This is a genomic window from Microbacterium sp. NPDC055665, from assembly GCF_053618035.1.
In genome coordinates, this window is record NZ_JBSHGY010000002.1 from 485,494 (window position 1) to 507,708 (window position 22,215).

Here is a 22,215-nt window from a genome sequence, read left to right on the forward strand (position 1 = left end):
TTCGAATCGGCTTCAGCCCCGATTCAGCGGCGGACCGGCACACTGGAGGAATGCGGATCCTGGTGGTGGACGACGAGGTGCGCCTCGCCGAGGGCGTGCGCCGGGGCCTCGAGGCCGAAGGCTTCGCGGTCGACGTCTCGCACAACGGCGTCGATGGACTCTGGCGTGCACGGGAGACGCGGTACGACGCGATCGTGCTCGATCTGATGATGCCGGGTATGAGCGGCTGGAAGGTGTGCGAGGCGTTGCGCGCCGAGGAGAACTGGACTCCCGTGCTGATGCTGACGGCGAAAGACGGCGAGTGGGACCAGGTCGAGGCGCTCGAGACCGGGGCCGACGACTACGTGACCAAGCCGTTCTCGTTCGCGATCCTGGTCGCGCGCCTCCGGGCCCTCGTGCGCCGCGGGGCCGTGGCTCGGCCGGCGATCCTGGAAGCCGGCGATCTGCGTCTCGACCCCGCCGCCCACCGCGTCTGGCGCGGCGACACCCCCGTGACCCTCACCGCGCGGGAGTTCTCGGTGCTCGAGTACCTGATGCGCCATCGCGGCCAGGTGCTGTCGAAGCGCGCACTCATCGAGGGCGTCTGGGATGACGACTTCGACGGCGACCCCAACATCGTCGAGGTCTACGTCGGGCATCTGCGCCGCAAGCTCGACAAGCCGTTCGGCCGTGACGCGATCGAGACCATCCGCGGTGCGGGCTACCGACTGGCGGCCGACGGTGGCTAGTCGCAGCTGGCGCTCGGTGCGCAGCAGGACCACGCTCGGGGCGACCGTCGTCGTCGCGGTGGCACTGCTCATCGGCGCCTTCTCGTTCTACGGCGTGCTCAGCGCCAGCATCCACGGCAGCACGGAGCGCGCGGCCGAGCAGCGCCTCGATGAGCTCGCCGAGCGCAGCGACGGACCGGGCCGCGGCGGGGTCGACACCCTCGAGGACGAGTTCGTGCAGCTCATCGGCGCCGACGGGTCGGTGCGGGCGGCCAGCGAGGACGCCCGCGAGGCGCTCGGCTCGACGGCCCTGCCGGTGTCCGACGATCCGCAGACCACGACCGTCGACGGTGAGCAGATGCTCGTCGTCTCGGACGACCTCGATGATGACCAGACGCTCGTGCTGGCCGTGTCGATGGACGACGACGCCGAGACCCTGACGACGATCGCGACTCTGCTCGCCATCGCCGTCCCCCTGCTCCTGCTGCTCGTCGCGGTGACCACCTGGCTCGTGGTCGGACGAGCGCTCCGTCCGGTCGAACGCATCCGTGAGAAGGTCGACGGCATCACCGCCGAGCGCCTGCACCAGCGAGTGCCGGTGCCCGAGACGGCCGATGAGATCGCGGCGCTCGCGACGACCATGAACGGCATGCTCGACCGACTCGATGCCGCCGCCACCGCGCAGCGGCGTTTCGTCTCGGATGCCTCGCACGAGCTGCGCTCGCCGCTCGCGACCATCCGTCAGCACGCCGAGCTCGCACAGGCCCACCCCGACGTGACGAGCATCGGCGAACTCGCGGAGGTCGTCTCGGAGGAGGGACTCCGCCTGCAGGGCATCGTCGAGTCTCTACTCCTTCTCGCCCGCCTCGACGAAGGCGCGAGCACGCACGACGAGCCGATCGACCTCGACGACATCGCGCTCGGCGAGGTGCGCCGGCTGCGCGCGGCCGGGCACGAGGTCGACGGCTCCGGCATCCAGGCGGCGAGGGTGCACGGCGATCCCCGCCTGCTCGGCCAGCTGGTGCGCAACCTCGCCGACAACGCCGCGCGCCACAGCCGCAACCGGGTCGCGATCGGCGTGATCCCCTCCGGTGGGCATGTGTTCGTGACGGTCGAGGACGACGGCGCCGGCGTGCCCGCCGAGGAGCGTGAGCGCATCTTCGAGCGCTTCGTCCGCCTCGATGAAGCGCGCAGCCGCGATGCGGGCGGCAGCGGGCTCGGTCTCGCGATCGCCCGCGGCATCGCCTCCTCCGCCCGAGGGACTCTCGCGGTCGACGACTCCCGCTGGGGCGGCGCGCGCTTCGTCCTCACGCTTCCGCTCGGCTGACGGCATCCTCCCGCCCCTTCCCCCCCTTCCCCGCAGCCTCTGCCCCCGTCCCTTCGCCCCCGCCCGCGCCCGCGCAGCCGCGCCCGCGCAGCACAACTTCGGAGATCCGTAGCGACACGCCGACGGCTCGGCCCTCCGCGCGGCGTGGCGCGGCTCATCTCCGAAGTTGTGCCGGGAATCGCGCCGATACACCGGTTGCTGAATGATCCTTCAGGAGGCTTCAGGGAGGCTTCAGCGCCCGCGCGAGACCATCGGGACATGGACGACAAGACACCCACACCGGACCAGACTCCCGACCACACCCCCGCGAGCACCCCGGATGCGCAGACCGTCCCGGTCGCCCCGGCTCCGCACGCGGCAGCCCCGACAGCCGGTGCCGGGCAACACCCGACGTTCCCCGCGGCCGACCCGGTCGCCACCCCCGCAGCATCCGAAGCGAAGCCCGGACGCAAGCGCGCTCTCCTCATCGGCGGCGGCATCGCCGCGGCCGTGATCCTCGCGGGCGGCGGCATCGCGGTCGGCGCGGCGATGGGCGACGAGTTCGGCGATGATGACGACCGGTCCTCGATGTCCGACAGCCCCCGACACGACGAGGGAGCACCCCAGGGCGATCACGACGATCGACACGACGACGACAGCGGCTCGTCGAACGACCGCGGTCCGGTCACCGGCATCGGCACGGCATCGGCAGATGAGCTGATCGAGATCGCGGATGCCGCACGCGGCGCCGCCGAGGGCGAGGTCACATCGATCGATGCGAAGCGCGACGGCACCTGGGAGGTGCAGCTCACGACGGCCGACGGCACCGAGACCGAGGTCCGCGTGGACAAGAGTCTCGCGGCGTCCGTCATCGAGACCGATCCCGCCGACGGCGACGACACCGGCCCCGCGCTCACCCTCGACGAAGCGACGATCCGCTCGCTGGTCGAGGCCGCGCTCGCGGAGGCCGACGGCATGATCACCGACCTCGACGTGGACGGCGACGACGTGAGCCCGTACGACGCGTCGGTCCTCACGTCGGACAACCGCTCGATCGACATCGACTTCGGCGCCGACTTCGCCGTCGTCGGAACCGACATCGACTGAGCCGGGGCCTCACCCCGGGCGGTCCTTGGACGTCCGACACTCCCGATGCCGCCGCCCCACCCCCGGGGGCGGCGGCATCGTCATGCGTGGCGGCGGACGCAGCGGCGGATAGCATTCAGGGATGACGAACTCCGGACCGATCGACGACATCTCCATCGGCGGCGAAGTGATCCGCCTCGGACAGTTCCTCAAGTTCGCCGGCCTCCTCGACTCGGGCGGCGACGCCAAAGAGGTCATCATCGACGGATACGTGACCGTCAACGGCGAGGTGGACCGACGCCGTGGACGCCAGCTGCGCGACGGTGACCTGGTGTCGTTCGAAGGCCGAACGGTGCGCGTCCGCCCCTGACGCGGGAGTTCAGCCCGCGTCGCCCGGCAGAACCTTCCGCACGGTCACGACGATCAGGGCGATCAGCAGGCCAACCAGACTCACATCGGCCGCGATGTACGCGTAGTGCGCCCAGTTGGTCCCCGGCGCCGCGGCTCCCGCGATCACCAGATCGCTGCGCTGGTTCAGCACGGGGCGGATGACCGAGACCTCGACGAGGTAGAGGAGCCAGATCGCACCGAGGATGCTCAGCGTCGCGCGGCCCGTCCGCGCGCGCACGCTCACCGCCGTGAGCAGGATCAGCACGACGCCGGCGAGCACGTTCAACGCGGTGAACACGAGCCGCCCGATGCCCAGTCCGATCGGGATGGTGACACCGGGCGCCAGGAACTTCAGCGGCGCTTCGAGAAAAGAGATGGCGATGATCGCGCCGAGCAGGAACGCCGGCAACAGTAGACGGAGCGCCGTGGTCGTGCGTGCCATGCGAGTCACCGGTTCCCTTCGCACGTGGATGGTTCCGCGTTCGACGCTATCTCCGCGTGACCGGTGCGGGCGGGGCTGACGGCCGGGGATATGCGACCGTCACAGCCACTCGAGAACCTGCTCGACGAGGATCCCGATGCCGATGACGGTCATCGCGATCCCCGCGAGGCGGGTGACCAGCGAACTCGCGCGCGGGCGGGTACGCAGCAGGCGGCGGGCGAGGAGTCCGACCGTCGTGTAGACGACGGCGATGTTGAGCAGGTGCAGTCCGCCGAGCGCGAGCATCTGCGTCGTCGACGACCAGCCGTCAGGGCTCGTGAACTGCGGCAGCAGCGCGAGCAGGAGCAGCAGTCCCTTGGGGTTGATGCCGCTCACCCCCGACCCGCGCAGGAACTGGGACCATCCTCCGGTCGCGATCGGCTCACCGCTCTCGGCGATGGGTGCAGGACGGCTGGCGAGCGTCGTGGCGCCGAGGAAGATCAGATAGAGCGCACCGACCACGGTCAGGGTCGTGAGCGTGACCGGATACGCGGTGACGAGCGCGCCGAGCCCCAGCGCGACGGCGACGATGACGACCGTGTAGCCGGCGAGCATCCCGAGGATGGACGGAGCGATCGAGCGGGCCCGCAGGCCGGCCGAGATCGCGTACGCCCAGTCGGCGCCGGGGGTCAACGCGAGCATGACCGCGACCAGCCAGAACTGCATGACCAGTGCGATATCCATCGGTCCTCCTCAATCCGAGGAAGAGACTACGAAGGATCTCGCGAAAGGTGCTTCGATTCTTCGCGTCAGGCGGGCTGGTTCCTGCAAGACTTGTCGCCATGGATACACTTGACCGGGAGATTCTCTCGCTGCTGCAGGACGACGGCCGGATGAGCGCCACCCACCTGGCCTCGCACGTCGGCCTGAGCCTCTCCGCCTGTCATCGACGGCTCAAGGAGCTGGAGCAGTCCGGGGCGATCGAGCGCTACCGCGCGGTGGTGGCTCCGAAGGCGGTCGGCCTCACGTTCGAGGCGATCGTGTTCGTGACGATCGGGCGCACCGACAAGGACACCATCGTCGCGTTCGAGGAGGCCGTGGTGGCGATCCCGGCGGTGGTCGAGGCGCAGCGCCTGTTCGGCGACCCCGACTACATGCTGCGCATCCTCACCCGCGACATGGGCGCGTATCAGGAGCTCTACGACAACACCCTCGGCGCGCTTCCCGGGGTGCAGCGGCTCACCTCGACGATGGTGATGAAGCGCCTCGGCGCGGACCGCGCGGTGCCGATCCTCTGACGTGCCGAGCGACACCCGCGCAGTCCCTCACTCCCGTGCGAACCGCGCGGCCAGTGCCGGGTCGACGGCGACATCGCCGAAGGATGCCGTCCACGCACCGTCCACCGCGATCGACTCGCCGCTGAGGTAGGGAGCCTCGTCCGAGAGCAGGAAGGCGGTCACCGCGGCCACCTCTTCGGCCCGAGCGATGCGTCCCATCGGCGGACCCTCGGCGAGCCCGCGCTCTTCAGCGTCCGGGTCGGGCGCTGCGGCGATCATCGCTTCGAGGTGGGGTGTGCGCACGCCGCCCGGGGCCACCGTATTGGCACGGATGCCGAGACGGCCGTAGCTCACCGCCACGCTTCGGGTCAGCGCATCGATGCCGCCCTTCGTGAACTCGTATGCCGCGTGGTGGGGGTGGCTGGCGCGACCGTGGATCGAGCCGACGTTGACGATCGCCCCCGGGATGCCCTGATCGATGAACGCCGACACCGCGGTCGAGCAGCCCCAGATGTAGCCGAAGCCGTTGATGTCGAGGATCTCGCGCACGACGCTCTCATCGAGCTCGTGCAGCGGGGTGTGCTTGGTGATGCCGGCGTTGTTCACCCAACCGGCCAGCGGCGCCCGTGCGAGCGCTGCCTCTGCCGCCCGCTGGTGGACGGCGCGGTCGGAGGCGTCGCCGAGCACGACCTCGGCCACGATCCCCTCCTCGAGGGTCCCCGATCCGGGCGACCGTTCCAGCCCCACGACGATCCATCCGTCGGCGGTGAGTCGCTCGGCGATGGCGCGGCCGATGCCCTTTCCGCTGCCGGTGACCACGACGCTGCGTGCGGATTCGGTCATGACGTGTCCTCTCGGCGCTGTAGCGGCTCGGAAGCGAACCGCGTTTTGCTATAGCAATCACGAGCATAGCCGGGAGGACTGTCGTGGGCGCAAGCGGATCGGTGCGGAACAGCGGCCGCGGCTCCTCGTCGCGGAGGAAGGCTGCTCAGACCGCGACCGCACTGATCGACGCGTGCGGACGCCGCCCCTCCTGCACGCGGGTCTCACTGTCCACGACGGCGAAACCCGCCCGTTCCAGGTTCTCGGACATCCCGTCGATCGACCAGAAGTGCGCGGTCGTGACGGCGTGCGCGAACGGCTCCCCGTCGGGGCCGTCGAAGAATCCGACGAGCAGACCACCGCCATCGCGGAGCGCGAGCCGAGCCGCAGCGAGCAGGGCGGGAAGCTCCTCCGGAGCGGCATGGATCAGGGAGTACCACGCGAGGATGCCACCCAGAGAGCCAGGTTCGATGCCGGTCTCGGCAAGCGATGCGACGCGATACGCGACGTCGGGAAACCGGGCGCGTGCCGTGTCGACGAAGTCGGGGACGAGGTCGATCCCCTCCACCACGTTGCCTCGTTCGGCGAGGAACGCCGTCCAGTGCCCGGGGCCGCAACCGGCATCGAGGATGCGCCCATCGACGCCGTCCGCCCACCGCCCGATCCGCTCCCGGTCGACCGCATCCATCTGGGCGATGTCGCCGAAGAGCTCGGTGTACTCCGCCGACCGTGCGGCATAGCCTTCGCGGATACGCGCGTCGCTCGTCGGGTTCGCCGTCACGGCAGGTCTCCTCGGGGATGGCGGATGGTGTGGGGGCGCCGGACTCATTTGAGCGCGATCGCACCCAGCCCGTCGGAGGCGATCGCTCCGGATGACATGCCGGGAACGAGGACGCACGGTTGATAGCTGACGCCGGGCTGTCGCGCGGCGGCGTCGTCCGCCAGCAATGCCTCGGCCGCCATCCTGCCCAGGCTGTTCAGCCGAGGGTCCACCGAGGTGAGGAATCGATCGGGGCTCCCGCTGTATTTCGACCAATTGTCGTAGCCGACCAACGCGACGTCGTCCGGGACCCGGACCCCCGCCTGTTCGAAGGCACGGGCAACGCCGAGAGCGATGTAGTCGTTGCCGCAGAACACGGCATCGAACTCGCCCCGGCGTTCGAGCAGCTCGAGACCCGCTCGGTAGCCCCACGGGATGGTCCAGTCTCCGAACAGCGGTTCCGACAACGCGATCTCCGCGCCCGCGTCACCGAGCTCGGCGCGAAAACCGCTCAGACGATCCTGGACCGCCCGCGAGTACGCCATCGCGGTCACGTGTGCGATCCTCCTCTTCCCCTGGTGCAGGAGGTGCGCGGCGGCGAGCCGCCCGGCCTGCACATCATCGGGAAGGAAGCAGGTGTCTTCCGGGTTGTCCGAGAGTCCGAAGACGTGGATCACCGGCGTCTGGAACGACTCCGAGATCGAGGGGAACGGAACGTCTGTGCCGTCACCGACCACGATGATCCCGTCGACACGGCGTGCCTGCAGCGTGCGGAGATTCTGCGGCCGGGCGGCGACATTGTCCTCGTCGTCGTAGACCAACACGGCGACGTCGTGCTTGCTGAGCTCCCCGATGATTCCGGTGATGACCGGAGTCGAGAAGTTGCCCGATGCCTTCTGGGCGAGCACCCCGACCGTGAAGCTGCGGCCGAGCGCGAACGACTGGGCCAGCGCATTGGGCCGGAAGTCCAGTCGGCGCGCGGCCTCGTGGATCCGCTGCCTCGTCTCGGCGGAGACGTGTCCGCCGCCGTTGAGCACGCGCGACGCGGTGGGGACGGAGACACCCGACTCCGCCGCGACATCCTTCAAGGTGACTGGCCTCATCGCGCTCCCTCCCCGCTCCTCATCCTCTCAGGATCCCACGGGCCTCCGAGCAGCGCGCATCTCTATGACCCGGCGAGGTCCGAGATCGACTGCCCGGACAGCCAGGATTCGTTCATCGTGACCTCGGCGTCGGAGACCGCCTGCGCGAGTGCGGAATCGAACATCTCCCGCGCGACGACCTGCGCGGCGATCGTGCGATCGGCGGTATCGGCCATGTCCAGGCCTTCGGCCGCGTCAGGTCGAGCACGGATCGCGGCGTCCAGGGCCTCCGGATCATCCGTCAACGCCGCGGCGTCCGCCTTCTCCTGCTCGGATGCCGCATCAGCCATCTCCTGGAACTCGTACTGCTCGAGGGTCTTCTCCACCGGCCCGTAGAGCACTTCCCCTGCCTGAGCGGCCGCCTCCCGGGCAGCGTTGTCGGCGCTCCACCGCTCGACCAGGCTCTCGAAGGACGCATCGTCGATGAGCGTGAGGGCGACCGCGCCCTGTCGACGGACGACTCCGTCGGTGCACCGCGCAGCTGCACGGTCGACCAGAAGCTCGCCCGCGCGGCTGTCGCGCACCGGGTCCGCGTCGCCCACGGCCCATCCCTTCTTGGACGCGGTATCCCACACGGTGGCGCGAACCTGCCCGACGCAGTACCGGAACTCATCCGCATGAACCGGTGTGCCGTTCACCGTCATCGCGGTGTCCTTCGTGGAACCCGGCGGTGCGGGGGCGGGAGCACACGCAGTGAATCCCAGCGCCATGAGAAGGGCGATGCACGCCGCGACATACGGTCGTCTCACTGTCGTCTCCTATCCATCTCGGCCGTAGTCACGGCGTCGGTTCTGATACCCCCGGGTGTTCGAACGATCGATGCTCCGACCGCTCGAACACCCGGCGGTGAGGCGACTACTCGCCCTTCGGCACGACCGCGCCGTTGTAGGCGCCGATGTTCGGGCCTGTCGTCTCCGGCACCGCGTTACCCCAGTAGTCGCGGCCTCCATTGCCGGGGATGACCCGACCGGCGGCGATCGCGGGCGATCCGGCCGTCAGCTTGTAGCCGTCGACGGTGCCGAGACCGTCGCCGCCCTTGCCCGGGTCGGCGAACAGCGGATCGGCGTTGATGGCGTTGACGTCTGCCGTGGGGCCGTTGAACCCGTGGTAGACGTTGCGGTCGACCGTGATCCCCCGGTCGGTGTCGAACCGGGTCAGGCTCGAGCCGACGAAGATGTTGTTGGCGACCAGCGAGTTCGCGGCAAGCCGGATGTCGAACGCGCCGCCGGGGTTGTAGAGCGTGTTGTTGTACATCTCGAGCTTGACATCGGCGTTGGCTCCGCTGCCGGCGTTGACGATCCCCTCGCCCTGGGAGACGTTGTACCGCACGACCAGCTTGGGGGTGTCGGTCTGTGCCGGACCGAAGCAGGTGAGGCACTCGAGGTAGAACCCTCCGGCGTTCTCATGGCTGTAGTTGTACTGGTACGTGCAGGAACCGGTGATGCCCCAATCGCAGTCCCACCCCATCGAGTCGGGTCCCGGCTGGGTGCGGGCCGACTCGTTGAACTGAAGAACCGGATTCGCACTCGTATAGGCCCAGATGCCGGCGATGGCTTTACGGTTCACCGCGCCCTGTCCGGCGTCATAGCTCACGTTGCGCTCGACCAGAGGGTCGATGGAGACGCCGACCAGGATCGAGTCCGCGGCCGCGCGAACCACGGAGTTGCCGCGGATGACGACGTTGCGGTTGTGGTTGATCGTATCGTTCCCGTTCGGGGCTCCGACGACCGCGATGCCCATCGATTTCACGTCCCGGATCGCGTTGTCCTCGATGGTGACCCCATCGAAGGATCCCGTGAGTCCGCTGGCTTTGGCCGGCAGACGAACCTGGATTCCTGCCGAGACGTAGCGGTCGGCGGCGTCTCGGTCCGAGCGGCCGGTGACGTCGTGGACATCCAGGTTCTTGATGGTGATGCCGGCCTCCACCTCGTTGCCGGTGTTCTCCACCAGCACGCCGCTGCGCTTCCCTTCCTCCGCAGCGATGTTCGTCACCTCCAGGCCTTCGACCGTCCAGTAGCTGACGTCTCGCAGGGTGACGGGTGCTTCCACAGCGCCTCCCCCGTTGATGATCGGCTTCGCTCCGGTGCCGTAACTGCCCAGGACGATCCGTTTCGCAGAAGTGCCGCTTCCCGACGCGGTGAAAGAACCCGTGCAGGTCGTGCCGGCTTTGAGTCTGATCGAGTCCCCGGCGGCGAAAGACCCACCGGGAGCCTGGATCGCGGCGAGCGAGTTCCACGGGCTGTCCTGCGTGCCGGTCCCGTTGGCCGTCGCTGCGCAGTCGACGAAGTACGACGCATCATCGGCCTGAGCGGGAGGCGCTCCGGGCCCGATCAGGGCCAGGAACGCCACGGCGGCAGCGATCGCCGCTGCGGCTGCGGTCCTCACGTGACGCGGCTTCTGTCGTGTTGCCGCGATGGCGGCTGGAGCAGAATGCATTTTCTCTTCCTTTCTTCAGAGGTCCGAGCGGGCGCTCGGACCGGAGGTCAGGTCTTCACGGCACCCGCCGACATGCCGGCGACGACGTAGCGCTGCAGGAAGCTGAACACCAGAACGAGAGGCAGGACACCGAGCAGCGCTGCCGGGAACAGGGTCGTGGGCTCCACCGTGTTCGGGTCGATCAGGGCGTAGGCATTGGCCATGATCGTGCGGTTCTGCTCGCCCTGGAGGAACACGAGCGGCACGATCAGGTCGTTCCATACGACGAGGCTGATGTACGTCACCAGGGTCGCCGTCACGGGAGCGAGCAGCGGGAAGATCACGACGAAGAAGATGCGCAGCGGACCCGCACCGTCGATCGCTGCGGCTTCCTCCAGCTCCGTCGGCACCTGGCGCATGAAGCTGGTGTAGAAGAACACGGCGATCGGCAGGTTCATGGCCGTGTAGACGAGGATGACGCTGAGATGCGTGCCCAGGATGTGCAGATCACGCACCAGCAGATACAGCGGCGCGATGAGCACGTAGATCGGGATCGTGGTCCCGATGATGAACACGCGGTATGTGGTGTTCGTCCAGGAGCGTCCGATCCGGCTCAGCGGGTAGCTGGCCATGGCCCCGAAGGCGACGGTCAGCACGCAGGAGGTCACCAGGATGATCAGGGTGTTCGCGACGCTCTGCGCGTAGTTGATGCGCTGGAAGGCATCCACGACGTTGTCGAGGGTGAGGTGCTCGGGCCAGCCGAGTGGATTCGCCGACACGTCAGCGGCCGGTCGGATCGCGGTCAGCACCGCGAAGGCGAACGGCGTCACGAGCAGGGCGACTCCGATGATGAGCCCGATGTCGCCGAGCCGCCGTTTACCGGCGTTCCACAGTCGGTGGTCGCGTGAACCGGTCGGTGCGGGGAGAGATGCGGACATGGGCTCAGATCCTTTTCTCGCGCATGCGCAGCACCGACGTGGCGACACTGCTGAGCACGACGACGATGACGAGAAGGAGGACCGCGATCGTCACTCCGTAGGCGAACTCGCCCGCCCCGCCGAAGACCTTGCGATAGACGAGGAGGGTGAGCGTGGTGGTCGACCCCGCGGGACCGCCGTTGGTGAGCACGAACGGGAACTCGAACACCTTCAGCGAACCGATGAGGGAGAGCGTGATGTTCACCGTGAGCGACGGTGCGAGAAGGGGCCACTCGATCGTGCGGAAGCGGCGGAATCCCGTCGCACCGTCGAGGTCGGCGGCTTCCAGCACGTCGGCGGGCAACGCGAGGTATCCGGCCAGGAAGATGGCCGCGGAGTATCCGGCGAACATCCAGATGTTGACCAGGGCCACGGCGCCCAGTGCCGTGCCCGGCTCCCCCAGCCAGATTCGGGTGAGGGAGTCGAGCCCGAGGGCGCGGAGCACCTCGTTGATCGTTCCATCGGGTGCATAGAGGTACGAGAAGATGAACGATGCCATCACCGGGGCGACGAGCGTCGGCATGAGGATGAGGACGCTGACCGGTTTGCGGATGCGCGGCCGGTTGTAGAGCGCTCTGGCCAGAAGCAGCCCGAACAGGTTCTGGAAGACGACGACGAAGACGGCGTAGATCACGGTGGTGCCCACCGCTCGGAGCACCTCCCCGTCGGTGAGCAGTCGCGAGTACTGCTCGAACCCGACGAAGTCCGCCCGAGGACCGCCGCTGCTGTCGGTGAAGCTGAGCCAGAGGCCGTTGGCCAGCGGGTAGAGGATGAGGAGCCCGTAGACGACGAGCGCGGGAAGAAGGAACCCGAGAGCGACGAGGGGACGTTTGGAGATCATGACACACCTTCAGCGAGTGCGGTGCGGCCGCCGCACACAGGGCGGCCGCACCCAGGAACGGGACTACTCCGCCTTCTTCGCGATCCCGTCCATCTCGTCGAGGAACTCATCGACGGTGATCTCGTCGAGGAACAGCGCCTGCAGGCGAGAGCCCATCTGCGTCTGCACGTCTCCCGCCATCCAGGTGTTCGTCTGCATGAAGCGGTAGTTCCCGGCCTGGTAGGACGCGAGGAACTCGGCCGTCGCGTCGGTCTGAGGGCTCGTGCCCGATGTGAACGGAGAGATCGCATTCTCCGCCTCGAGGAACAGATCGAGGTTCTCGGGCTGTGACCAGAAGTCCACGTACTTCTCGGCGGCCTCCTTCACGGGGGACGCCTCGTTGACACCCCACATCGTGCCGACGAACAGCAGCTCGTTGGGGTCGACCCCCGCCGCCCCACCGGGCCACGCGGTGAACCGGCTGTCGACGCCGGCTTCGGCGACACCGCCGAGGTTCCATGCGCCCTGGAGCCAGAAGCCCGTGTCGCCCGCCGTGAAGTCGTCGACGCCCTGCGACCACTCGTCTTCGCCGAGCTCGGTCTTCCAATCGATCAGACCCTGCTCCTGCAGGTCGAGCAGCTGCTCGACAGCCGGCTTCCAGTCCGAGAAGCTCGCATCACCCCGGTAGAACTCTTCGTCCCAGTCCTCGTCGACGGTCGTCGCCGCGGCATTGAGCAACGCCATCGCGCCCGTCCACCCCGCCTTGTCGGGAAGGGTGATGGGGACATGGCCGGCAGCCTTCAGCTTGGCGAGCGCATCGACGAAACCGTCCCAGTCCTTCGGCACCTCGGTCACGCCGACCTCGCTGAGCAGTTCCGTGTTCGAGTACAGGCCGACCCCGATGGCTTCCATGGGCATGGCGAGCACATCACCGTCGTAGGTCGCGAAGTTCTCGACCTCGGGCGTGATGTCGTCGGCCCATGACGCCGAGGACAGGTCTGCGAGGTATCCCGACTTCCCCCAGGTCGCGAGAAGGTTGCTGTCGAGCATGATCACGTCGGCAGCGTTGCCGGCCAGCAGCTCCGGCTACACGCGTTGCGAATAGGCCTCATTCGCGGGGATCGCCTCGAACGCGAGTTCGATGTCGGGGTTGGCCTTCTCGAAGGCCGCGTTGATCTCGGCGACATTCGCGGGCTCACCTTCGCCGCCCTTCCAGCCGTACACCTTGAGGACGGTCCGACCGTCTGCGGTCGTCGTCGACGGACTGCCGGATGTGCATCCGGCCAGAACCAGCACCGTCACGACGGCGGTGAAGGCACTGGCGGAACGCATCATTCGTTGCTGCGGCTTCTTCATCGAAGGATCTCCTTATCGGGAAGCGAGGACATCGTCGAGGGTTGTCTCATGACCCAACCGATATTTAGGTAACCGGTTGCCTAAACGTTGCTGGCGAGCGTAAATTGATGCGCGTCGCCTTGTCAAGTGCTCGCATCTGCGGGCGGCGAAACCCCGACCACGCCCTGGACGAAGAGAGCAGATGCCCACCGCCACGCATGCCACTCCGGCACCTCACGCCGCGAGTTCCGCCCACCGTTCCCGCCTGGAGTGGTTCCGCTCCGCCTCGTTCGGACTGTTCATCCACTTCGATCAGGCGAGTCAGCTCGGAGTCGACCTGTCCTGGCCGATGGTCGGGCTCACCAGCGACGACGGCTCGGGTGTGCACGCACGACGGGCCGTCGACTACTTCGCCGAGGCCGACCGATTCGATCCACGGGAGTGGGATCCTCGGGCGATCGCCCATGCGGCGAGGGAGGCGGGGATGCAGTACGCCGTCTTCACGACGAAGCATCACTCGGGCTGGGCGTCCTGGCCGAGTGCGGCGACGCCGCTCAACATCTCCACGTCTCCCTATGGGGCGCGCGGGGGCGATCTCGTCCGCGACTACGTGGATGCCTTCCGGGAGGTGGGACTGCGCATCGGGCTCTACTTCTCGGTTTCCGACTGGTCGGACCCCGACTACCCGGCCTGGCGCGCGGATTTCGCACCGTACGGGTTCGAGGAGTACCCGCGCGCGACGCCCGCGCAGTGGGCCGGATATCGCGAACGGATGAAGGCGGAACTCACCGAGCTGCTCACGAACTACGGGCGCATCGATCTGCTGTGGTTCGACGGCGGGTGGGAGCGCACGGCAGAGGAATGGGACAGCGCGGATCTGGAGAGGCACATCCGGTCCCTTCAGCCTGATGTCGTCCTCAACGACCGCCTCCCCGGAATCGGCGACTACGTCACGCCGGAGCAGTCGATCCCTGCCGAGCTTCTCCACGACGCATGGGAAGCGTGCATCACCATGAACGACACGTGGGGCTGGGATCCGGACGACCAGGACTACAAGACCACCGCGCATCTCATCCGCACACTCGTCGACTGCGTCGCGAACGGCGGCTCGCTCCTGCTGAACGTGGGGCCGAGCATCACCGGCGCTCTGCCGGCGAAGGAAGAGGCGACGCTGCACGAGATCGCCGACTGGATGCGCACCCACCGCGAAAGCGTGATCGGCGCGCGACCGGGGCTCGAGCCCTGGCAGTTCTACGGCCCGTCGACCAGGAACGCGGACGACCTGTACCTGCACCTCGTCGCCTGGCCGGACGAGACCGCCACCGTGCGGGGCGTCCGGACTCATTCCGTGCTCGGCGTCGAGCTCCTGACGACGGGAGAAGACCTCCCCTTCCGAGCCATCGTCGATCCCGGGCACGCCCGGGACGACGACCCCCTGGGCAACTTGGTCATCTCGATCCCGCAGGCTCGGCCGGCAGGCCCGCTCCCGGTGATCCGCATCCGTTTCCGGGAAGGCACGACCAGGGTCGCCGGGTAGCCCACGCGGAACGATGGTGCCGGCGTGGACCGGCTGGGCGCAGACATCGACGACTTCACCCGACGCGTGCCGCAAATCCCTCTCCCGGTCGACGAAGCTGCGAAGCTGGAGCCGTCGTCATCCCCCACCCCCGTCGCCTTCATGCTCCTTCCAGAGCGGGAACTGCAGGGGCCTCGAAGCAGGAGCCGTCCCGTGAGCGTCGCGTCCGCCCTTCCCCTCATCCGCCGCCCGCTCACCGATCGCTGGCGGGTCCGTCCGAGCGCCGGTCCCGCACAGGTGCCCGATGCCTGGATCCCCGCCGTCGTCCCAGGTGTGGTGCATCTCGACCTGCTGCGCGCGGGCCTCATCCCCGACCCGTACCTCGACGACAACGAGTCCGCCCTGGCGTGGATCGGCCTGGTGGACTGGACCTACGAGGGCAGCTTCGTCCTCGAGTCGCAGGAGCAGGCGGCCGACCGCCACGAGCTCGTCTTCGACGGTCTCGACACCGTGGCCACGGTCACCGTGAACGGGAACGTGATCGCGGAGGTCGCCAACCAGCATCGCTCCTATCGCCTGGACGTGACGGAGCTGCTCACCACCGGCGACAACACGGTCACCGTCGCCTTCCGCAGCCCCGTCCGGTACGCCGACGCGCAGAGCGTGGCGCTCGGCGCGCGCCCCCGCCCCTACCCCTCGCCGTTCAACGCCCTGCGCAAGTCGGCGTGCAGCTTCGGCTGGGACTGGGGCATCGCCACCTACTCGAGCGGTATCTGGCGCGAGGTGCGCCTGGAGTCCTGGTCGGACGCCCGTCTGCATGACGTCCGCGTCCATGCGACGCCGGACGGCACGGATGGCACGATACGCGTCGCCATCGAGGTCGAACGCACCTCGGCACTCCCGCTCGACCTGACGGTCGAGGTCGCCGGGACGGTCCGCACGGTTCCGATCGCCGCCTCGGAGACGTCGGCGGAGATCGAGGTCCGGGTGAGTGACATCGAGCGCTGGTGGCCCGCCGGCCATGGCGCCCAGCCGCTCTACGACGTCGACATCGCCCTCCTGTCCGAGGGCACGACTCTCGACTCCGCGACACGACGAGTCGGTTTCCGCGACCTGCGCTGGGACACGACGGCGGACGCATCCGGCACGCCGTTCACCCTGTTCGTGAACGACCGCCCGATCTACGTGAAGGGCGTGAACTGGATTCCGGACGACGCGTTCCCGAGCCGCGTCGATCGCGCGCGGTATCGCACCAGGCTCGAGCAGGCGAAGAACGCGAACCTCAACCTCATCCGCGTCTGGGGCGGGGGGATCTACGAGTCCGAGGACTTCTACGATCTCGCCGACGAGCTCGGCCTGCTGGTCTGGCAGGACTTCCTGTTCGCGTGCGCCGCCTACGCGGAGGAGGATCCGCTGCGCGGCGAGATCGAGGCGGAAGCCCGGGAGAACATCGCGCGCCTCGCCCACCGCGCCTCACTCGCGCTGCTCACCGGCAACAACGAGAACACCTGGGGATACGAGGACTGGGGCTGGAAGACCCTGCTCGACGGCAAGAGCTGGGGCGCGCACTACTACTACGAACTTTTCCCCGCGATCATCGACGAGCTCGCTCCGCACGTGCCGTATGCACCCGGAAGCCCCTTCAGCCCGGGCGCCGGGTGGGACGGAAGTCGGCAGACCGGACCGCATCCCAACGACGAGGCGCACGGCACCATGCACCTGTGGGAGCAGTGGAACCGCCGCGACTGGCCGACCTACCGCGACCACCGCCCGCGTTTCGTCGCCGAGTTCGGGTGGCAGGGGCCGCCCACCTGGTCGACGCTGACGCGATCCATCTCGGACGACCCGATCACCCCCGACTCCCCCGGCATGATCGTGCATCAGAAGGCGGCTGACGGCAACGCGAAGCTGGGCGCAGGACTGGTCGCGCACTACCCGATCCCCGACGACATCGAGACCTGGCACTGGGCCATGCAGCTCAATCAGGCGAATGCGGTGGGTTTCGCGCTCGACTGGTTCCGCTCGCTCGCCCCGCACAACGCGGGCGCGATCGTGTGGCAGCTGAACGACTGCTGGCCCGTGACCTCGTGGGCGGCGATCGACGGCGACGGACGGGAGAAGCCGCTGCTGTTCGCCATCGAGAAGGCCTTCGACCCGCGAGTGGTAACGGTGCAGCCGGCGGGCGAGGGCCTCGAAGCGGTGCTGCACAACGACACCGACGACACCTGGTCGGGCAGCGTCTCGCTGCGACGGATCGGCTTCGACGGGGCGGTGCACGCCTCCACCGAGGCGGCGGTGTCGATCGAACCGCGGGGGTCGGCACGTGTGCCGGTTCCGGATGCCGTCGCCACGCCCGGTGACGTCGCCGCCGAACTGATCGTCGCCGATGCACCCGGAGCCCGCGGGCTCTGGTGGTTCGCTGAGCCGCGCGACAGCGCCCTCGCCGAGCCCGGGCTCACCGCCGAGGTGGAAAGCACCGACGGCGGGCACCTGGTGACCGTCACGGCGGGTGCACTGGTGCGCGACCTCACCCTCCTCGTCGACCGACTCTCCCCCGACGCCCGGGTCGACCGCGGTCTGGTGACGCTGCTGCCCGGCGAGCGCGCGACGTTCCGCATCGACGGCGTCGCCGAGCTCGACGCCGCGACGGTGCTCGATCCCCTGGTCGCGCGTTCGGGCAACCAGCTGGTCGCCGCGCGCTGAGCCGGACTCAGTTCCCGATCGGCTTCGGCTGCGGGCACTCGGATGCCGCCGGCAGCTGTGCGGTGAGGAGGTAGGCCTCGGCGATGTCGGTCGGGCAGGTGAAGTTGTTCACCAGTCCGTGGAAGCTCCCCGGCATCGTGATGAGCACGCCTCCGGTGCGCTCGGCGACGGTGCGCGCGTCTTCGATCGGGGTCCGACGGTCGTCGAGTCCGTTGATCAGCAGCGGTTTCGGAGCGTCGTCGGGGAAGTCGAGCGCTCCGATCGGGTCGGCCCCCGGCCATCCGTAGCAATTGGCGTGGGTGCTGAGAACCTCGGCCTGCTGCTCGGCCGTCAGGCCATCCGCCTCTTCCTCCGGAGTCGAGGGCCACGGGAAGTCGGTGCAGTTGTAGGCCAGATCCTGGGAGTACGGAGCCGCGGAGTCGTAGACCTCGGCCATCTTCTGGAACGCGGGCACGAAGCCGTCGGCGAGCTCGGGGTCGCGGTCGGTGCCGTAGCTCGCCGCAGCATCCGCGCTTTCCAGCATGCCGTCGAGCGTCTGCTGGGGGCCGGTCGATTCCGGGTCCATGGTGCCGTCGAGGATCATCGTGCGCACACGATCCGGGTGCTCGGCGAGGTAAGCCTGCCCCAGCAGCGTCCCGTAGGAGATCGCCAGCATGTCGATCCGGTCCGCCTTCAACGCCGTGCGGACCGCCTCGAGATCGCGAACACCCGCATTGATGCCGGCCTCGAGCACGCGGCCATCCGTCTCTTGGTCGCACTTCTTCAGCTCCGCACGCGCACCCTTCTCGAAGGACGACCACTCCGTGTCGATGTCGGCCGCGGTGAAGACGGGCGGGTCCGCGATGTCGCAGGTGATCGGCGTGCTGCGCCCGAAGCCCCGGCGGTCGTACCCGACGATGTCGAAACTGTCCCGGATCTCGGCATCGATCGTCGCCGCGAACCCCGCCTGCGACGTGACGCCCGACAGCAGCGGGCCGCCCGGGTCCACGATCAACACGCCCTTCGGAGCCCCGTCGGCTTTACGAGCGGGGGTGACCGCAACGGCGATCGCGACCTTGGTGTCGTCGTCGCCGCTCGCCGCACCGACCTCCACCGAGCCGCACCGCCGATCGGGCTGTCCGGGAAGAGCGCACGCCTCCCACTCGCCCACCGGGAACCCCTTCGCGCCCTCCGACGGGTCGACGGATTCGATCGACGGTGCACTGCACGCCGCGAGCACCCCCACCGCGAGCGCCAGAACAGCCATCCCCGCCCAGATCCGCGGCGCGCGGGCGTGCGAGATTCCAGAGACTTTCGCCATGTGTATTTCCCCCAGACGCGGCGAGAGATGTTTCTCGCACGTGTCCAGACTCTCTCCTCTCGACGGGAAACGCATCACTCGAAAGGGATGAACCGTCGTCGTGTGGCTTCCGGGTCGAGATGGCGAAGAAGCCCGCCGCTGAACAGGTGAGGGGCCTCCGCGCGGGCGGAGACCCCTCACCGGTTCAGACCCGCGGCAGCCGCAACGTCACGAGCTGGAACGGACGCAGCGCCAGACGGATGCCGTCGGCATCCTGACCCGTCAGCACCGCCGGCTCGATCTCACGCTCGAGCAGGTCCACTTCGCTGGCGTCGCCGCTCGGGAAGCCCACGGTGACCGTGGCATCGGCACGACGCCCGAGAGCCTCGTACAGCCGGACGATGACGTCGCCGCTGCCGTCTTCGGCGAGCTTGACGGCCTCGACCACCACACCCGGGTGATCGATCGAGATGAGGGGCTGCACATCGTCGGCGCCCTCGATGCGGCGCTCTGCGAGGTTCGTGCGGTACCCCTCGGCGATCGCGTCGACGAGCTCGCCGCCGACGACGATGCCCACCTCCAGATGATGCCGGCCCTGGTCCTGCTGCGGGTCGGGGAACAGCGCCGCCCTGACGAGCGAGAGCCGCACGGTCGAGTACGTGCCGCCCGTCTCACGCGGGTGCCGGGTGATGTCGTGGCCGTAGGTGGAGTCGTTGGTGACCGCGACGCCGAAGTCGCTCTCCCCCACTCTGACCCACCGATGCGCCACGGTCTCGAAGCGCGCAGCATCCCACGAGGTGTTGGTGTGGGTCGGACGCACGATGTGCCCGAACTGGATCTCGGAGGCGGCGTGGTCGGTGTGCACGTCGACGGGGACGCTGAGCTTGAGCAGCTTCTGCCGCTCGTGCCAGTCGACGTCGACGGCCAGCTTCAGGGTGCGCGACCCTTCGTCGAGACGGATGCTGTGCACCAGCGTCGACGCGCCGAATGAGCGCGAGATCACCACGGCGCCGTCGACGATCTCGATGCCGTCCACATCGAGGAGGTCGGTGACGTTGCGACGATAGTGCTCGTCGATGTCCCAGGCGTCCCACTGCGTCGGGGTGTCCCGGTGCAGCTGGAAGACGCCGGCGCTCTGGCCGGCCGGCACGACCTCGCGGCCGCTCGCCAGGTCGATGATCGAGGTGAGCACCCCGCGGGCGTCGATCGTCGCGCGCACGAGCCCGTTGTCGAGCACGAATCCGCCGTCCACCGCGACCGGCGCGACCGGTGCAGCCGCATCCGCCTCGCCGATCGACAGTGCGCCGACCGACGCGTGCCCGTGCGGGGCCGCGTTGGCCACGAGGCTGCGCGTGCCCTCGCCGACCAGCGCACGCAGCGAGTCGGCGATGATCTGCTCGAGCTCCACGGCGATCGCCGCGTAGTTGCGCTCGGCATCCTGATGCACCCAGGCGATCGACGTTCCGGGCAGGATGTCGTGGAACTGCTGGAGGAGGACGAGCTGCCAGAGGCGCTTCAGCTGCTCAGCCGGATAGGCGCGTCCGGTTCGGACGGTCGCCGTCGCCGCCCACAGCTCGGCTTCGCGGAGCAGGTGCTCGCTGCGACGGTTGCCCTGCTTGGTGCCGAGCTGACTCGTGTACGTGCCGCGGTGGAACTCGAGATACAGCTCTCCGCTCCACACCTCGGGCGACGGGTATTCCGACTCGGCCTGCTCGAAGAATGCCCGAGGCGTGGAATGCCGGGCGACCGGCGACCCTTCCAGCGACCCCGCGCGCTCGACCTGCGCCGCCATCTCACGGGTCGGTCCGCCTCCGCCGTCGCCGTAACCGTACGGCAGCAGCGAGACACGGGCTCGGCCCTTGTCCTGGAAGTTCCGCTGCGCATGCGCGAGGTCGGCCTGCGAGGCGTCCGAGTTGTACTTGTCGACCGGAGGGAAGTGTGTGAACACGCGCGTGCCGTCGAGCCCCTCCCAGAGGAAGGTGTGATGCGGCATCCGGTTCGTCTCGTTCCAGGAGATCTTCTGCGTGAGGAACCACTTCGATCCCGAGGCCTTGATGATCTGCGGAAGGGCCCCGCTGTAGCCGAAGGAGTCGGGCAGCCAGACCTCGGGGGTGTCGATCCCGAACTCGCGGAGGAAGAAGCCCTTGCCCTCGACGAACTGACGGGCGAGGGCTTCGGAGCCGACCATGTTCGTGTCCGACTCGACCCACATGCCGCCGACCGGGACGAAGCGGCCTTCGCGCACGCGCTCGACCAGACGCTCCCAGATCTCCGGGTAGCGCTCCTTGATCCAGGCGAACTGCTGCGCCGATGAACTCGCGAACACGACGTCGGGGTTCTCGTCCATCAGCGAGAGCACGTTCGAGAAGGTGCGCGACACCTTGCGCGCCGTCTCGCGCACCGGCCACAGCCAGGCCGAATCGATGTGCGCGTGTCCGACGGCATGAAGCACGTGCGCGCTGGCATGGGCAGGACTCGCCAGCACCGCTCGGAGCGCCTCACGCCCCGCGGCCGCCGTGCCAGCGACGTCATGCGGGTCCACGAGGTCGATCATCCGATCCAGTGCCTGCACGATCTCCGCCCGCCGCGGCGACGCAGCATCCAGCTCGCCCAGGAGCCCACGCAGGATCACGGTGTCGTCGAGCAGCGACTCGACGGTCAGATCGCGCAGAGCCACATCGACGACGCGGAGCACGTAGATCGGATCGGCACCGGCGGTCTCGGGGTCGCCGAGCGCGGTCGGGTCGAACGTGAAGATGCTGCCCACGTCGGGATTCGACGCCGCCTCGAGCAGCACGTCGATGCGGCCGTCCGACTGCACCGCCGCGGCGACCGCGTTGTTGAACGGCGAGATGCCCTTGATCGGACTCCCGTCGAGACCCCAGACGAGGGCCTCGGCCTGGAAGCCGCTCTGTCCGGCCGTGAAGCCGAGGTCCACGACGAGCTCTGCCCTGGTGCCGTCGGGGAGATCGCCGGATGCCGTGCGCCATTCGCTCGGGACCTCCCCGCTCACACGGAACCAGGTCGTGCCCCAGGGGCGGCCCCACGGAGCGCCGACAGCGGTCGGCGTGTAGTCCGCCTGAACGGCATCCGTGAAGGGCACCGGCTCCCCCGGCACCTCCCACGCGCGCACCTCGAGCGGGTGGCTCAGGCGGTGACGCGCCGGACGGAGGCGCTCGCGGATGAATCGGTCGATGCGCATCTCGATGAGCGCGGTGCGGTCGTGCATGTGTGGTGCTTTCTGGATCGTGGGGATTGT

20 protein-coding genes are annotated in these 22,215 nt (G+C 68.6%); 7 read left to right on the forward strand and 13 right to left on the reverse strand.

The genetic code is table 11. From position 1 onward, the window contains the following. The first annotated feature begins 50 nt into the window (after window positions 1–50). The 4 genes from ACWGO6_RS08050 (at window position 51) to ACWGO6_RS08065 (ending at window position 3,469) form a co-directional block, all read left to right on the forward strand. Window positions 51–728: a response regulator transcription factor gene (locus tag ACWGO6_RS08050; protein ID WP_452326403.1), complete on the forward strand. Its 678-nt coding sequence runs from the start codon at window positions 51–53 to the stop codon at window positions 726–728. Next, on the forward strand, window positions 721–2,034 hold the full coding sequence (locus ACWGO6_RS08055; protein WP_452326404.1) for a sensor histidine kinase: 1,314 nt from the start codon (window positions 721–723) through the stop codon (window positions 2,032–2,034). Before ACWGO6_RS08050 ends, ACWGO6_RS08055 begins: the two co-directional genes overlap by 8 nt. Before the next feature lie 258 nt (window positions 2,035–2,292). Further along, window positions 2,293–3,120 (forward strand): PepSY domain-containing protein, encoded by an 828-nt coding sequence (locus tag ACWGO6_RS08060; protein ID WP_452326405.1) that lies wholly within the window; start codon window positions 2,293–2,295, stop codon window positions 3,118–3,120. Window positions 3,121–3,241: 121 nt separating this feature from the next. Further along, complete coding sequence (locus ACWGO6_RS08065; RefSeq protein WP_136041943.1) at window positions 3,242–3,469, forward strand: RNA-binding S4 domain-containing protein; 228 nt, start codon at window positions 3,242–3,244, stop codon at window positions 3,467–3,469. A gap of 9 nt (window positions 3,470–3,478) precedes the next feature. On the opposite strand, the gene ACWGO6_RS08070 is transcribed toward ACWGO6_RS08065, so the two are convergent. Beyond that, window positions 3,479–3,931 (reverse strand): hypothetical protein, encoded by a 453-nt coding sequence (locus ACWGO6_RS08070; protein WP_452326406.1) that lies wholly within the window; start codon window positions 3,929–3,931, stop codon window positions 3,479–3,481. 99 nt (window positions 3,932–4,030) lie between these two features. Continuing rightward, on the reverse strand, window positions 4,031–4,654 hold the full coding sequence (locus tag ACWGO6_RS08075; RefSeq protein ID WP_136041945.1) for a LysE family translocator: 624 nt from the start codon (window positions 4,652–4,654) through the stop codon (window positions 4,031–4,033). A gap of 98 nt (window positions 4,655–4,752) precedes the next feature. Between ACWGO6_RS08075 and ACWGO6_RS08080 the strand changes: the two genes are divergently transcribed. Beyond that, a complete protein-coding gene (locus ACWGO6_RS08080; RefSeq protein WP_452326407.1) occupies window positions 4,753–5,208 on the forward strand; it encodes an Lrp/AsnC family transcriptional regulator in 456 nt (151 codons plus the stop codon). Window positions 5,209–5,235: 27 nt separating this feature from the next. On the opposite strand, the gene ACWGO6_RS08085 is transcribed toward ACWGO6_RS08080, so the two are convergent. The 9 genes from ACWGO6_RS08085 to ACWGO6_RS08125 form a co-directional block, all read right to left on the reverse strand. Further along, window positions 5,236–6,030, reverse strand: a complete 795-nt coding sequence (locus ACWGO6_RS08085) for an SDR family NAD(P)-dependent oxidoreductase (RefSeq protein ID WP_452326408.1) — start codon at window positions 6,028–6,030, stop codon at window positions 5,236–5,238. 145 nt (window positions 6,031–6,175) lie between these two features. Then, window positions 6,176–6,790, reverse strand: a complete 615-nt coding sequence (locus ACWGO6_RS08090) for a class I SAM-dependent methyltransferase (RefSeq protein ID WP_452326409.1) — start codon at window positions 6,788–6,790, stop codon at window positions 6,176–6,178. Between the two features lie 44 nt (window positions 6,791–6,834). Next, a complete protein-coding gene (locus tag ACWGO6_RS08095) occupies window positions 6,835–7,872 on the reverse strand; it encodes a LacI family DNA-binding transcriptional regulator (protein WP_452326410.1) in 1,038 nt (345 codons plus the stop codon). Between the two features lie 62 nt (window positions 7,873–7,934). After that, the gene (locus ACWGO6_RS08100; RefSeq protein WP_452326411.1) at window positions 7,935–8,660 is read right to left on the reverse strand and encodes a hypothetical protein; all 726 of its coding nucleotides are present in this window, start codon (window positions 8,658–8,660) and stop codon (window positions 7,935–7,937) included. A 106-nt stretch (window positions 8,661–8,766) separates the two neighbouring features. Further along, window positions 8,767–10,347: a hypothetical protein gene (locus ACWGO6_RS08105; protein ID WP_452326412.1), complete on the reverse strand. Its 1,581-nt coding sequence runs from the start codon at window positions 10,345–10,347 to the stop codon at window positions 8,767–8,769. Between the two features lie 47 nt (window positions 10,348–10,394). Continuing rightward, a complete protein-coding gene (locus tag ACWGO6_RS08110) occupies window positions 10,395–11,264 on the reverse strand; it encodes a carbohydrate ABC transporter permease (protein WP_136041962.1) in 870 nt (289 codons plus the stop codon). 4 nt (window positions 11,265–11,268) lie between these two features. Further along, the gene (locus tag ACWGO6_RS08115; protein WP_376101546.1) at window positions 11,269–12,144 is read right to left on the reverse strand and encodes a carbohydrate ABC transporter permease; all 876 of its coding nucleotides are present in this window, start codon (window positions 12,142–12,144) and stop codon (window positions 11,269–11,271) included. 63 nt (window positions 12,145–12,207) lie between these two features. Next, entirely contained in the window at window positions 12,208–13,203 is a 996-nt protein-coding gene (locus ACWGO6_RS08120) for an ABC transporter substrate-binding protein (RefSeq protein ID WP_452326531.1), read from the reverse strand. Window positions 13,204–13,209: 6 nt separating this feature from the next. Next, on the reverse strand, window positions 13,210–13,479 hold the full coding sequence (locus ACWGO6_RS08125; RefSeq protein WP_452326413.1) for a hypothetical protein: 270 nt from the start codon (window positions 13,477–13,479) through the stop codon (window positions 13,210–13,212). Between the two features lie 181 nt (window positions 13,480–13,660). Between ACWGO6_RS08125 and ACWGO6_RS08130 the strand changes: the two genes are divergently transcribed. Further along, window positions 13,661–14,995: an alpha-L-fucosidase gene (locus tag ACWGO6_RS08130; protein ID WP_452326414.1), complete on the forward strand. Its 1,335-nt coding sequence runs from the start codon at window positions 13,661–13,663 to the stop codon at window positions 14,993–14,995. Window positions 14,996–15,187: 192 nt separating this feature from the next. After that, on the forward strand, window positions 15,188–17,677 hold the full coding sequence (locus tag ACWGO6_RS08135; protein ID WP_452326415.1) for a glycosyl hydrolase 2 galactose-binding domain-containing protein: 2,490 nt from the start codon (window positions 15,188–15,190) through the stop codon (window positions 17,675–17,677). Between the two features lie 7 nt (window positions 17,678–17,684). On the opposite strand, the gene ACWGO6_RS08140 is transcribed toward ACWGO6_RS08135, so the two are convergent. Together ACWGO6_RS08140 and ACWGO6_RS08145 are read right to left on the reverse strand one after the other, a co-directional pair. After that, window positions 17,685–18,977, reverse strand: coding sequence for an alpha/beta fold hydrolase (locus ACWGO6_RS08140; RefSeq protein ID WP_452326416.1), 1,293 nt, complete (start codon window positions 18,975–18,977; stop codon window positions 17,685–17,687). A gap of 184 nt (window positions 18,978–19,161) precedes the next feature. Beyond that, window positions 19,162–22,185, reverse strand: coding sequence for an alpha-mannosidase (locus tag ACWGO6_RS08145; RefSeq protein ID WP_452326417.1), 3,024 nt, complete (start codon window positions 22,183–22,185; stop codon window positions 19,162–19,164). Between the last annotated feature and the right edge of the window lie 30 nt (window positions 22,186–22,215).